Source organism: Acidobacteriota bacterium (genome assembly GCA_016195325.1).
Lineage (GTDB): Bacteria > Acidobacteriota > Polarisedimenticolia > JACPZX01 > JACPZX01 > JACPZX01.
On the sequence record JACPZX010000052.1, the window covers coordinates 16,463 to 29,073 of the forward strand.

At 71.1% G+C, this 12,611-nt stretch carries 9 protein-coding genes and 1 pseudogene; 1 reads left to right on the forward strand and 9 read right to left on the reverse strand.

Annotation, left to right across the window (positions count from 1 at the left end):
• Positions 1–10 precede the first annotated feature (10 nt).
• From HY049_10285 to HY049_10315, 7 genes and pseudogenes are all read right to left on the reverse strand, one after another.
• Positions 11–1,207 (reverse strand): hypothetical protein, encoded by a 1,197-nt coding sequence (locus HY049_10285; GenBank protein ID MBI3449289.1) that lies wholly within the window; start codon positions 1,205–1,207, stop codon positions 11–13.
• The gene (locus HY049_10290) at positions 1,204–2,316 is read right to left on the reverse strand and encodes an ABC transporter substrate-binding protein (GenBank protein MBI3449290.1); all 1,113 of its coding nucleotides are present in this window, start codon (positions 2,314–2,316) and stop codon (positions 1,204–1,206) included. Before HY049_10290 ends, HY049_10285 begins: the two co-directional genes overlap by 4 nt.
• Positions 2,313–3,131: pseudogene (gene aroF / locus HY049_10295) on the reverse strand (3-deoxy-7-phosphoheptulonate synthase). Before aroF ends, HY049_10290 begins: the two are co-directional and overlap by 4 nt.
• A complete protein-coding gene (locus HY049_10300) occupies positions 3,128–5,551 on the reverse strand; it encodes an ABC transporter substrate-binding protein (protein ID MBI3449291.1) in 2,424 nt (807 codons plus the stop codon). The pseudogene aroF and the gene HY049_10300 overlap by 4 nt, the downstream one beginning before the upstream one ends.
• A gap of 8 nt (positions 5,552–5,559) precedes the next feature.
• Positions 5,560–7,527: a hypothetical protein gene (locus tag HY049_10305; GenBank protein ID MBI3449292.1), complete on the reverse strand. Its 1,968-nt coding sequence runs from the start codon at positions 7,525–7,527 to the stop codon at positions 5,560–5,562.
• Entirely contained in the window at positions 7,520–8,335 is an 816-nt protein-coding gene (locus HY049_10310; GenBank protein MBI3449293.1) for a hypothetical protein, read from the reverse strand. Before HY049_10310 ends, HY049_10305 begins: the two co-directional genes overlap by 8 nt.
• Complete coding sequence (locus HY049_10315) at positions 8,332–9,978, reverse strand: CRTAC1 family protein (GenBank protein MBI3449294.1); 1,647 nt, start codon at positions 9,976–9,978, stop codon at positions 8,332–8,334. Before HY049_10315 ends, HY049_10310 begins: the two co-directional genes overlap by 4 nt.
• A gap of 276 nt (positions 9,979–10,254) precedes the next feature.
• Here HY049_10315 and HY049_10320 point away from each other — a divergent pair, with 276 nt between their 5' ends.
• On the forward strand, positions 10,255–10,458 hold the full coding sequence (locus HY049_10320) for a hypothetical protein (protein MBI3449295.1): 204 nt from the start codon (positions 10,255–10,257) through the stop codon (positions 10,456–10,458).
• Here the strand turns inward: HY049_10320 and HY049_10325 are convergent.
• Both HY049_10325 and HY049_10330 read right to left on the reverse strand, forming a co-directional pair.
• Complete coding sequence (locus tag HY049_10325; protein MBI3449296.1) at positions 10,445–12,199, reverse strand: phosphoenolpyruvate carboxykinase (GTP); 1,755 nt, start codon at positions 12,197–12,199, stop codon at positions 10,445–10,447. The genes HY049_10320 and HY049_10325 overlap by 14 nt on opposite strands.
• A 58-nt stretch (positions 12,200–12,257) precedes the next feature.
• On the reverse strand, positions 12,258–12,611 hold a 354-nt coding region (locus HY049_10330; GenBank protein MBI3449297.1), incomplete at its 5' end, for a GNAT family N-acetyltransferase.

Consider the following 12,611-nt stretch of genomic DNA (forward strand, 5'->3'; position numbering starts at 1 on the left):
GGCGGGCATTCTAGATGATGGCGACGGCCTCGATCTCGCAGAGCCACTCGGGGCGGCAGACGTCGGCCACGCACAACGTGTTCGGCACGTGCGGCGGGAAGCCGCGCCGGGCGGCGACGCGCTGGAAGGGCTCGAGAAACTCGGCGCGCTTGAGGTAGGTGACGGCGGAGACGACATCTCCGTACACCGCCCCCTGGCCGCGGAGGAGATGCTCGACGTTATGAAGCATCCGATCCACCTGCCCCTCGATCTCGCCGGGAGCCACGACCTGCCCGCCGGTGTCGATGCTGGCGGTGCCGGAGAGGTGGATCACCGTGTGATCCGGAAGATCGATCCTCATCCCGCGCGAGAAGTCCGCGCCGTAGGACGGGGCCTCGTTCATCGACGGCGCGTGGAGGACGCTTCGGCGCACGCGGGGGCTCCGCGCCACCGCGTGGAGATCGAGGCCGCAGCCGCGGCCGCCCGGGGCGATCGACCCCTGGATCCCCGTGCTCGCGGGGGGCGTCCGCACGCCGCGCGTGTGGAAGAACTCTCGGCGCGCCCGGTTGAGCGCGGCATAGTCCCGCTCGAGGTTCGTGACGTAGATCCACGTCCTCACGACGTCCTTGAACGTGAGCCCCTCCCGGACGAGGGCGGCGTCGGCGCGATCGAAGCACTCCGTCGCCTCCGCGGCGAATCCGGCGCTGGGGCCCGGAGCCCCCGTGATGTTCGAGAGGTACAGATGGCGGACGCCGTCCCCTGTCAGAAGGACCTTGCCGGAGGCCCCCTCCGGGAGGCCGGTGACCGGCGTCGCGGAGACTTCCGCGCCGTGCGCCGGGAGGATCACCGTCGACTGGACCTCGCAGAGCCTACCCGGCACCGCGGGAGGCTGCTCCACGAGGGTCAGGGCCGGCGCGTCGTGGGGATCGAATCCGCCGCGAATGCGGCGGAAGTCCTCGATCTGCCCCTCGATGTCGCTGAAGAAGACCTTTTCCGAGACGATGTCGCGCGGGGAGGCCCCCCAAGAGCGGAGCTCTCTGAAGAGCTCCGCGTAGATGGATGATGCCTGGAAGGCGAAGTCGCCCTCCGCTGCCGTGGGCGCGGCGCCGAGGTGGATTTCGGTCGACGTGCGCGTCTCGATCCGCGAGACCGTGATGGTCGTGGCCGCGCCGCCTCCGCGCCCGCGATCGGCGGCCGCGATCCCAAAGCCCGAGGGTGCGGAGATCATCGGCTCGCTCCTTCGGCCGCGAGGGGGACGAGCGCTCCCGATCGGACGATCGCGAGCGCCGGCTCGAGGTCGCGGCCGCGCCGGGGGTCGAATTGAATGAAGCCGGTGGCCCCCTCGAGGCGCACCGCGGCGAGGGCCGAGGCGAGCGAGGCGGCCGATCCCGGCGCGCCTCGACGCAGGGCCGCCACGATGGCGAGGACGGCGTCGTGCCCGTACGCGGCGAGAGGGGTCGGCTCCGCGCCGTGGCGGGCGCGGTACGCGGCGCGGAATGCCGCGTCGATCGAGGGGTCCGACGCTCGGGGCGCGACGAGAACGATCCCCTCCGCCGATCCGTCCGGAGATGCCAGGAACTCGGGGGTCGCGAGCGCGAGGGTTCCGAAGACAGGGGCCGCGATCCCGCTTGCTCGCAGAGCGGCGGCGACGCGCGCCGCCTCGCGCGGCGACGCAAAGAGGACGAGGGCGCCGGGATCTCCTCGCAGGAGGGACGATCGCATCTCCTCGAAGGGCGCGGGACGCGACGGGCCGAAGACGGCGACGGCGGCCGGCGGTGCGGCGCCGAGGAAGGCGGAGAGCGCCGACCGGGCGTCGGGGGAATCCTCCACCCATGCGGCGGCGCGGGGAATTCTCCTGTTCGTGAAGATCTCCCGGGCGAGCGCCGCCGCCTGTCGCCGATCGTCCGGGACGACGCTGAAGAACCACGGGATGCGGAGGCGGGTGAGGGCCGTCTCGCTCGCCCACGTGGTCACGAAGAGGGACTCGCCCCTCGATCGCGTGACGATCTGCTCGGCGAGATGGGCCGTCCGCGCGTCGAGGGCGCCGATGACGGCGACGGCGTGCTCGTCGTAGATCAGCCGGACCAGCGCGGGGGCCGCTTTCCCCCACGGGAGATCGGAGTCCGCCGACACGAGGGCCAGCGATCTTCCGGCGACGCCCCCCCCGCGGTTGGCGGAGGCGATCGCGATCTCCGACCCGCGCCGCACCTCCCCGCCCGCGCTCCGCTCCGCCGCCACCGAGGGGGCGAAGAGGCCGATCCGCAGATCGTCCGCGGCGCGCGCCGTCCCCGAGAGCGCGAGCGCGGCGGCGAGCGACGGGACGAGGATTCCCCTCACACCGTTCTCCCCATCGCCGCCGCGATGGCGCGCACCTGCGCCATCATCGTCTCGAAGGTCGACGGGGTCAGCGACTGCGGTCCGTCGCTCAACGCCCTCTACGGCTCCGGGTGCACCTCGACGATCAGCCCGTCACACCCGGCCGCGACGGCGGCCCGGGACAGGTGAGGGACCATCCACCACAGGCCCGTGCCGTGGCTGGGATCGACGACGACCGGGAGGCGGGAGGTCCGCTTCAGGAACGGAACCGCGTTGAGGTCGAGGGTGTTTCGCGTTGCCGTCTCGAAGGTGCGGATGCCGCGCTCGCAGAGAATGATCCGCTCGTTGCCGGCCAGGGCGATCCTCTCGGCCGCGAGAAGGAGCTCCTCGATCGTCGCCGACATCCCGCGCTTCAGGAGGACGGGCTTGCGCGAGCGGCCGACCTCGTCGAGGAGCGAGAAGTTGTGCATGTTCCTCGATCCGACCTGGAGAACGTCGGCGCACGCCTCCACCCGCTCGAGGTGCCTCGGGTCGAGGATCTCCGTGACGATCTTCAGCCCCGTCTCGCGGCGCGCGACGGAGAGGAGGCGGAGCCCCTCGTCCTTGAGCCCCTGGAAGGCGTACGGCGACGTCCGCGGCTTGAAGGCGCCCCCCCGGAGGAACCGCGCCCCCGCGGCCTTCACCGCGCGAGCGGTCGTCAGGAGCTGCTCTTCGTTCTCGACCGAGCAGGGGCCGGCGATGATCGCGAGGCGGGTCCCGCCGATCTCCTCGCCCCCCACGCGGACGACGATCTCGTCGGTCGCGGGATCCCGCCCCGTCAGGGGAAGGGGTGTCATGGCCGCCTCCCTCCCGCGGGCGCGTGCGGCGCCGGCGCGGGCCACCCTGCGGCCTGCCTGTAGCGGAGCGAGCCCTTCTCCACCACGGCGAGCCACGGCCTCGCCCCGTCGGTCATCACGGAGTCGAACAGGATCTTCCCGGCCACCCCGTCGTATTCCTCGAGATCGAAGAGGGCGTCGCGGATCAGCGCGCGGTTCAGCCCGGCTTTCCGGATCGCCCCGATCAGCAGGTTCATCCCGTCGTAGGCGTGGGCCGCGAAGGCGTCCGGCTCCTCGCCGAATCGGGCGTGGTACCGGTCGCGGAAGGATGTCCACCGGGGCTCGACGCTGTCGGGGTTCATCGTCGCCGCCAGCACGATCCCCTCGGCGGCGGCTCCGGCCAGCTTCAGGAAAGGCTCCTCGGTCATCCGGTCGAAGCCGAAGAGAGGCACCGTCAGCCCCGCCTCGCGGATCTGCCTCACCGCGCGCCCCGTCTCCTCGGGGTTTCCCCACAGCACGATCGCGTCGGGCTCGATCCCGGCGATCTTCGCGATCCGATCGCGGAAGTCGGTCTCTCCGCTGTCGAACCTCTGCTCGAGAACGATGGGGTGACCGAGCCGCTTCGCCCCCTCGTTGAACTCGAGGACCCCCGTGCGGCCGTCGCGATCGGAGGCCCTGAGGACCGCCGCGCGGCGGAGCCCCCGCACGACGAAGATCTCGTGGAGGAGCGCATAGCCGAGCTGCCGATCGTCCGGGAGGCAGCGGGCGAGCCAGGGGATGCTGTGCTCGACGAGCGTCGGATCGGTCGACCCCGCCGAGAGGACGGGGATCTCGACCTTCAGCGACGCGCGGGAGAGGACGTGGTTGTGGTTGCTGTCGATCCCCGAGAGGACGGCCCAGACGCGATCCTCGAAGGCGAAGCGGACCAGCTCGTTGCTCGTCTGCCCCCAGAGCACGAGATCGGTGCGCGGCACGATCCGGAAGGGGAGCCTGAGGTAGCCTCCCTGCGCGTTCGCCTCGTCGACGGCCAGCGTCGCGGCGTGGAGCATGCGCCGCCCCCAGACCGTCTTGAGCCCGCCGCGCGCCGCCGGCTTGAATCCCGGCGGGACGACGGGACCGTCCTCGACGTCCAGCGGGCCGATGAAGCCGATGCGAATCTCGGTGAGATCCGCGGGAGGGGGTTCCTCGCGGCCCGCCCCCCGGTACGCCGGCCGCTCGGTGAACATGTCCTTGTACGGGAGCATCCCCGCGTACGGCTGGAGGGACGGCGGCGTCGCGGCGTAGGCGAACCGTTCCGCGGGGGCGCCGGCGAGCCGCGCCCCGCGCGCGGCGGCCTCCCCCGCGGCCGCGTGCGCCGGCGACGGTTCGGAGCGGACGCCGTGGCTCACCCCCCGCCCCGTGGCGACCCAGACCTCGTCGTCGCGCGCGTCCACGCCGAGGACATCGTTGTGCGCGATCGCCGTCGGCGTCGTGCGCCGTCCCGCGGCCTTCCCACCGCGGAAGAGGGTGATCTCCCCCCGGCCGTCGTCGAGGCGGCGATAGGTGACGAAGTCGTCGCCATCGGTGAGGCTGAGCCCCTGGTCGGTGGCGAGCCAGGCGAATGCCCCCTGGGATCGCACGAAGTTCACGAAGTTCCCCGCGAGGCCGCTGTCCTCCTGGAAGTAGGAGCGCCATCGCCGGCCGTCGTAGCGCGCGAGCCCCGTGTACGCGGACTGCCAGAGGACGCCGTCGCCGTAGTCCACCCCCGACGTCACGTCATTGACCGGGCCGTCGTCGGGGAAGAGATCGATCTCGAAGGAGCCGTCGGGATCGCGGTACTCGCGCCAGGTGCGCGTCGCCTTCGTGTACTCCAGCACGCCCCCTCCCCACGCGCCCACAAAAACCTTCCCGTCGCCGATGCCGACGGCGTAGATCCACGGCTCGTGCATCGGCGTGTTCGTCTGATCGAAGTTGATCCACTCTCTCGTGCGGAGATCGAATCGGCTGAGCCCCATGGCGGTGGCGGCCCAGATCACGTCCTCCTCCGGATCGCACCTCACGCTGTGGACGAAGTCGTTCGAGAGCCCGCTGTTGAGCTGCGTGAAGGCGTCGATCCTTCCTCCGGACCAGCGGGCGAGGCCGCCCATGGTCGCGATCCAGACGTCGCCCGTTCGCGGGCTCACGTCGACGGCGAGGACGACGGCGTTCGGCAGGCCATCCGCGGTGCCGAAGCGGGTCCACCGGCCGCGCTCGTAGAGGGCGAGGCCCTCGCGCGTCCCGGCCCAGACCCTCTCGCCGTCGATCCGGATCGCGAAGACCTCGTCGGCGGGAAGGCCGTCGGCCTTCGTGAAGGTCTCCCACCGGCCGTGGAGCGCGAGGTCGAGGACGGAAGCTCCCGCCGTGCCCGCCGAAAGCGACAGCAACGCAAAGACCCCCGCCGCGACCCTGGCTCTCGTCTCCATGGCACCCCCTACAGCGTCCTCAGGTAATCGATGAGGTCGTTCAGCCCGCTCTTCCCGAGGTCGCTCGTGTATCCGTGCGTGTCGTCGGGGTTGTACACGGTCCAGATCTCCTCGAGGCTCTGAGCCCTTCCGTCGTGGAGGTACGGGGCCGTCATCCAGAGGTCGATGAGCTGCGGCGTGTCGAAGCCCCGGGCGCTGTCGTACGCCCCCGCGCTCCCGACGTCCTCGATCTTGTGGTTCGTGTAGAGGGGGGGGAGATGGCAGGTGAGGCACCGGTTCCTCTCCGCGATCAGCGCCCCGTCGCGGGTCCGCGCGCGCCGGAAGATCTCCCGGCCGCGCTCCTGGGAGAAGGTGAGCCTCCCGTCCGCGGCGCGCAGCCGGTTCCGGGGCGGCTGGATCGAGCGGAGGTAGGCGACGAGCGCGTTGAGATCGTCGAAGGGGAAGGGGGCCGAGCGCGTCAGGAACCGGGCGAAGCGGATGCCGCACTGCATGTAGATGCTGGTGTTCTTCCCGTTCCACTTGTACGGGCCGGTGTCGGCGATGCCGAGCATCGTGCGGTTGTCGACCATGTTCCGGCCGATCCCGTCCGGCTCGAAGTCGTACTGGAGCTGATCCATGTGCCCGTCGGGGTGACAGCTCCGGCACGAGAACTGGTGCTGGAGGGTCGCCCGGGCGCTCGCGAAGATCTTCTCGCCGCGCCGGGCGATCGTCTCGTGCCGCGGCCCCCCGAGATCGATCGTCCCGACGCGCTCGGCGCGCGCGACGTCGAAGATCCCGATGCGATCGTCGAGGCGCTCCGCCACGTAGAGGCGCCGCCCGTCGGGGGAGATCGCGAGGCGGCCGGGGTTCGATCCCGTGGGGATCCGGGCGGTGACGTAGCGCCGGCTGACGCCGAGGCGGTTCGCGTACGAGGCGAGCTCGGCGGCGGTGCTGCCGTCGACCAGCTCGCGCACCGCGGCGAGGTCGATCCGGCTGACGACGTCGGCGCCGCCGTGGCTGACGAAGGCGAAGCGGCCGTCCGGGGTGACGGCCACGTCGGCCGGGTCGGCGTAGTACGCGTCGGGGTCGTCGAGGGGGAGCTGCACGGCGCGCGCGCGAACGGGATCGAGGAGGGCGAAGCCGTTGGTCATCATCCAGCCGCGCTCGACCTGCACCGCGGGGACGAGATTCTTCGGCCGGACGAGCGTGACGAGCGCGCCGCCCCCCGGGACGAAGGCGATGCCGCCGAGGAGGTCCGCTCCGGGAAGCGCGATTCGCGAGTCGACGCGCGCGTCGCGCGTCGAAATCGCGGTCATCTCGGCGACGGGAGGATCGTCGGGGCGCGACGGGCGCGCGAGCTGGTTGGCCACGAGGACCAGCCCGCCGCCGGGAGCGGCGGAGACGGCCACGGGGTTGCGCCCCGCCGCCAGGCGCGCCGTCTCCCTTCCGGAGGCGAGGTCGACGGCGCTCACGTCGTCGCCGAGGGAGTTCGCCACGAAGAGGCGGTTCGACCGGGCGTCGAGGGCGAGCCCCGCGGGGCCCGCCCCCGCGGGGAGGGTGGCCGAGACGGCGCCCGCCGCGAGATCGATCACGGCGATGGTGTCGTCGTCCTGGTTGGCGACGTACGCCGTCCGGCACGCCGCGTCCAGGGCGAGGCCGAGCGGCCGCCTCCCGACAGGGATCTCGGCGACGACCTTCGAGGCGGCGACATCGACCGCGAGGAGGGAGCCGGAGTCCCGGGCGGTCGCGTAGAGGCGCCGGCCGTCGGCGCAGATGGCGAGATCGACCGGCGTCTTGTAGCGCGGGGCGATCAGCCTGTCCGTGAGCGTCCCGCCGCGCGCGTCGAAGTGACACCTCGCGCACTGCGTCGTCGAGACGGCGTCACCGGTGTAGTGCGCGACGTGCGCGACGGCCCAGTGCCGCGCGCCGAAGATCCCCGAGCCGAGAACGAGGGCCGCGAAAAGCCACGGCCTTCTCGGACGGAGCCCGTCAGTCATGGGGGCCTCCGAGGAGCGCGGCCGCGGGAGGAAGGACCGCCTGAGGGCGCCGGTTCTCGGGGACGAGATCCGGCGCCTCGTGGCACCCGATGCAGGCGCGGTTCTCGTTCGGCCGGACCCAGATGTCGGTGACGTGGGAGGCGATCGCCCGCCCGTCGGCGGCGAGGAGCGTGAGCCTCAGCGGCGTGTCGGCGGGAACCTCGACGAAGAACGATCCGTCCTCGTGCACGGTCGCCTCGCCGAGGTCACCCGCGCCGTCCGAGCGGGTGAACCGCACGCGAAGGGCGCCGCCCGGCGGAAGAGCGGCGACGGCGGGGACCTCCGACGTGCGGACATCGAGGCAGAGGAAGGTGCCGGTGCGCGCCTCGTCCTTCACGACGCTGGTGAGAACGGGAGGCGAAGTGCCCGCGGATCCCGCCCCCCGATCCATGGCCGCCGCGAGGCCCGTGCCGTCGGGGTGGATGGTCATCCGCGCCGCGGGAAGGTCGGCGGCCCCACCGGCCGGCCGACGCTCGAAGAGCACGCGCCCGTCGGTGAGAAGCACGGGCGCCCTATCCTCGTCGCCCAGCCCGAACGTCACGCGCCGCACATCCGATCCGTCGGCCGCGGCGGAGAAGAGAGAGCGCCCCCGCCGGCTCGTCCCGCCGTGAGAAGGAGGCGCGCTGTAAAGGATCCGTCCGCCGGGGAGATCGATCGCATCCGAAGGGGCGCCGTTCCCGCGCGCGGCGGTCGATCCCGACGGCAAGAACCACGCGCCGCCCGCGAGCGCGGCCACGACCGCTGCGATCCAGGCCATGCGGCGTCTCACCTCGGAGGCTCCTCGACGACCACGACCTTGCCGGCGGGGACGGCGGTCAGCGTCTGGTGCCTTCCCGAGGGCCAGGCGATCTCGACCCTGGCGGCGGAGGTCGCGGACCCGATGCCGAACGCGAGCCTCGGATCGTTCTGCGAGAGGTATCCGCCCGACGACCGCCGCTCCGCCGTCCGCGTTTTCCCGCCGGACGTCACCGAGACCTTGGCGCCGATCCCGTCGCGGTTGCTCGCGGTGCCGCGCAGGAGGAGCGTGACGGCGTGCCCGCGGTTGCCGCCGTCGTTGCGCAGGAGAATCGCCGGGGCGCTCAGGTTGTTGAGGACGATGTCCGGATCGCCGTCGTTGTCGAAGTCGGCGAAGGCGGCGGCGCGCCCCATCAGCGGCTTTCGGAAGAAAGGCCCCGCGCTCATCGAGACGTCGCGGAAGATCCCTCCCGCGTTCTCGAAGAGCTGCGGCTCCTGGCCGAAGAGGCGGGACAGGTCGGCGTTCACCTTGAAGAGATCCAGGTCGCCGTCGTTGTCGGCGTCGAAGAAGAAGGCCCCCCACCCGACGAACTGCGCGCTCGCGCGCGCGAGGCCGCTCGGCGCCGCCGCGTCGGTGAACTGCCCGCCGTCGTTGTGGAAGAGCGAGCCGTACGCGTTGTCCGAGACGTAGATGTCCGGGCGGCCGTCGCCGTCGTAATCGCCGAAGTCGACCGACATGCTCGCCGTCTGGTCGGCCATGCCGTTGAACGCGACCCCCGCCATCGCGGCGACCTCCTCGAACCCCCGTCCCTCCCGGTTCCTCCAGAGGAAGTTCTCGGTCGCGTCGTTCGTGACGTAGATGTCGTCCCATCCGTCGCCGTCGTAGTCGGCCGCCGTCGCGCTCATGGCGCGGCCGCGCTTCGTCACCCCCATCTTCGCGGTGACGTCCTCGAATCGGCCGCCGCCGAGGTTGCGGTAGAGGGCGTCGGGCTGGGGCTCGTACGCGAGCGGCCCGGGGAAGCCGTCGGGGGCGTAGTAACGCTTGTAGGCCACGTCGAGCTCGATGTAGTTCGCGACGTACAGGTCGAGGAGCCCGTCGCGATCGAGGTCGAGCCAGACGCCGGCCGTCGAGGCGCCGGGGTTCCCGACCCCCGCGCGGCTCGTCTCATCGCGGAAGGTCCCGTTACCGAGGTTATGGAAGAGGACGTTCGGGCCGTCGTTCGCGACGTAGATGTCGGGCCAGCCGTCGTTGTCGTAGTCGGCCACCGAGACCGCCATCGCGAAGCACGTCTCGCAGGAGACGCCGGCCTTCGCGGTGACGTCCTCGAACGTTCCGTTCCCGCGATTCCGGTAGAGCCGGTTCCGCGGCACCCCCTTCGGGGGTTCCCCCTCGCTGACCCCGGGGCGGTACCGCGCCGTCGCGAGGTAGAGATCCATGAAGCCGTCCTGGTCGAAGTCGAGCCAGGCCACGCCGGAGCCGACCGCCTCGATGAGGTTGCTGAACTTTCCGTCACCGAAGGACTGGGTGAAGTCGATCCCCGACACGGCCGTCACGTCCGTGAGGACGACGCCGGCGCTTTCGGGGGCCTTGTCCGCGGCGGTGGTCGAGAGGAGAGAGGATGTGAGGAGCGCCGCCAGGATGCACGCGAGGCCTCTGAGAGCGCGGTGGCGATGCAAGAGATTCCCTCCTGAATTCCCTTGTTCCGTGAGGGGTGTGGCTCGCAAGAAGGAGGCCAGCGCGCACCCGCTGCGCGAATCCGCGGCGCGCGCGGAAGGCTCCATGCTGCAATGGGATACGGTTTATGAAGCGGACTGCATGGCCGCTATGAGCGCAAAGGTCCGCGGACGTGGTGGGAACTGCGTAGCGGGATCTCGCGCTGCGCGAATGACGGGGATCACACCGGCACCGCGCGGGAGAGGGCATCCGGCTTCGTCACGACGATGATGGTGGGGATGGGCTCGAGGATCCTGCCGGTCTTCTCGGGAGCGCCGCTGCGCTCGCCCCGGCTCCGCGAGATCGTCTTCTGGCTGATCCTGGCGGGGATGATTCTCTTCGCGTGGAACGTCTGGCCCGCCCTCTCCGGGACGGTGAGGGCGAAAGGAGAGGAGCCGCCTGGACGGCGGCCCCTCCCGGTGCTCCGGGCTACCGCCCGCTGATCCTCCGCGCCAGCCCCTCGTGCTCCTCGCGGATCCCCGCGGGGAGGCGGTCGCCGAACTTCGCGAAGAAGTCCTCCTGGGTCTGGATCGCCTCGTGCCACTCGGCGGCGTCCACGCGCAGGAGCTTGTCGAGGGCGGCGTCGCTCAGGTCGAGGCCGGTACGATCGATCGCCGCCGGCGTCGGCACGTGGCCGAGCGGCGTCTCGCGCGAGGCGCCGCGTCCCTCGCAGCGATCGAGGATCCAGCGGAGCACCCGGAGGTTCTCACCGAAGCCGGGCCAGAGGAACTTTCCGTCGTCTCCCGTCCTGAACCAGTTCACGCGGAAGATCTTCGGAGGGCTGGTCATCCGCTTTCCCATCGAGAGCCAGTGCCCCCAGTAGTCGGCCATGTTGTAGCCGCAGAAGGGGAGCATCGCCATCGGATCGCGCCGCAGCACGCCGACCTTGCCCGTAGCGGCGGCCGTCGTCTCCGACGAGAGCGTCGCGCCGAGGAAGGTCCCGTGCTGCCAGTCGCGCGCCTCGTAGACGAGGGGGACGACCCGCTGCCGCCGCGCGCCGAAGAGGATGGCGCTGATGGGGACCCCCTCGGGGTTGTGCCACTCGGGGGAGAACGACGGGCACTGCGAGGCGGGCGCGGTGAAGCGGCTGTTCGGGTGCGCCGCCTTCTCTCGCGAAGCCGGATCCCACGCGCGCCCCTGCCAGTCGAGCATGCCGGCGACAGGCTGGTCGTCATGCCCCTCCCACCAGACGGTCCCGTCGGGCTTCAGCGCGACGTTCGTGTAGATCGTGTTCCGATTGATGGTCGCCATCGCGTTGGCGTTCGTCTTCGTACTCGTCCCCGGCACGACGCCGAAGAATCCCGCCTCGGGGTTCACGGCCCACAATCGCCCGTCCTTCCCGATGCGCATCCACGCGATGTCGTCTCCCACCGTCCAGGCCGTCCACCCCTTCATCGAGGCCGGCGGGACGAGCATGGCCAGGTTCGTCTTGCCGCAGGCGCTCGGGAAGGCGCCGGCGACGTAGCGCGTCACCCCTTCGGGAGACCTCAGCCCCAGGATCAGCATGTGCTCGGCGAGCCATCCCTCCGTCCGCCCGAGGTAGCTGGCCAGGCGCAGCGCGAGGCATTTCTTCCCGAGCAGGGCGTTGCCGCCGTAGCCGGAGCCGACGCTCCAGATCTCGTTCTCTTCCGGGAAGTGGCAGATGTAGCGGCGATCGGGGCTGAGATCGCCGAGCGAGTGGAGGCAGCGGGTGAAGTCGTTCGAGTCGCCGAGCTGCTCCCACGCGGCGCCTCCCATCTGGGTCATGATCCCCATGTTCAGCGCGACGTAGATGCTGTCGGTGATCTCGACGCCGACCTTCGAGAATCGGGATCCCTTCGGCCCCATGATGAAGGGGACGACGTACATCGTCCTGCCCTTCATCGCGCCGCGGTAGATCGCCGAGAGCTTCTCTCTCGCCTCGGACGGCTCCATCCAGTTGTTGTTCGGGCCGGCGTCGTCCTTCGCTTTCGTGCAGATGAAGGTGAGGTGCTCGGTCCGGGCGACGTCGTTGGGAGCGCTCCGGTGGAGGTAGCAGCCGGGAAGCTTCGCCTGGTCGAGGGGGGTCAGCTCGCCCCTGAGGACGGCCGCCTTTGTGAGCCTCTCCTTCTCGGCGGCGGAGCCGTCGCACCACACCACGTCGTCGGGGCGGCAGAGGCTCTGGACCTGATCCACCCACGAGCGGGCGGCCTGGCTGATGATCATCGGGGTCTCCTGCCGGGTTGACGGGAAACGGAGAGTCTAGCGCGCCCGGCGTCCCCCCTCAAAGCCGCTTGCGCAGGCAGAGGCGGGGGGCCGGCTCGAAGCCGTCGGCGGCGAGGAACCTGAGCAGGTCCCAGTCGTCCCACCGGACGAGCGTCTCGATCGACTCGATGCCGAGGGCGCGGAGGTTCATGGCGAGCTGGCGCATCAGCGCGCGGCCGACGCGCCGCCCGCGGAAGCCGGGGTGGACGCCGATGGTGTCGATCGTCGCCGCCGGCTCGGGAAGGCCGAACTCGCCGTAGAAGACGCTTCCCATCAGGAACCCGGCCACCGCCCCGTCGATCTCGGCGACGAGGGAGATCTTCACGCCGGTGTCCGTGAGGGCCGAGGCGATCTTGACCTCGAAGTACTTCCG